The 700-nt window shown below is 44.6% G+C and carries 1 protein-coding gene; it reads right to left on the bottom strand.

What is annotated here, in order from left to right; translation table 11 throughout:
* Nucleotides 1–268: 268 nt before the first annotated feature.
* Nucleotides 269–559 (bottom strand): TfoX/Sxy family protein, encoded by a 291-nt coding sequence (locus A3756_RS25320; RefSeq protein ID WP_082865380.1) that lies wholly within the window; start codon nt 557–559, stop codon nt 269–271.
* Nucleotides 560–700 lie beyond the last annotated feature (141 nt).

Here is a 700-nt window from a genome sequence, read left to right on the forward strand (position 1 = left end):
CTCCGTAGGCATAGGATCCACCTCTCGCTTGATCAACCTCGTGCTAGCCCTCATGCGAGCCGTGGAAGGCTCTGCCTACAGGCCTGGGGGAATTGGTTTGGCCACCCCTATTTATGTTTGTTTGAGCCACGGAGTTCAGAGGTGCGCATGGCGCACCCTATTAGAGTTGTCAGAGTCTTAAATGCAGACTTTAACGTAGCTCAAGAAGTTCACTTCTTTCTTCTTTAACAAATGCTTTTTAATGAATAACCATAAGGCTCTAACTTGCTTAAGTCGTAGTATCTTGAGAAAACATCCTCTCCAGCTCTTGGCAACCATCTAACTCGCTAAGCAAATAAGACTTCTCTCGCCGGGCCACGTCTAGCCAATGTTCACCTTTAACAGCACCAACTAAAGCGTACAGAAAATTTAGGCTGACTTTATCATTCGAGGCTTTAAGCTTGAGAAATGCTTCAATGGGACCAATCCGATTTAACTCTTCTACAGAACAGACGCCAACAGCAAGCAAGTCCGCTTCGCTTTTTGGACCCAAGCCTTTTAGATCTCTTAAACGCATCATAAACCTACAAACTAAATCGTAGTTTTTGTTTGATCTCTTGCGCCGTGCGCTCAGGCTGTTCTTGCATAAAACAGTGCCCACCCGGCATTTCAATAAAATCGTAATTCAAATTTGCTTCGTGAACTTTTGCTTTAGAGCGTT

Source organism: Oleiphilus sp. HI0086 (assembly GCF_001635225.1).

Excerpts from the sequence above, each read along its gene's own strand:
- A3756_RS25320 (WP_082865380.1), bottom strand. The coding sequence starts at position 559 with ATGATGCGTTTAAGAGATCTAAAAGGCTTGGGTCCAAAAAGCGAAGCG.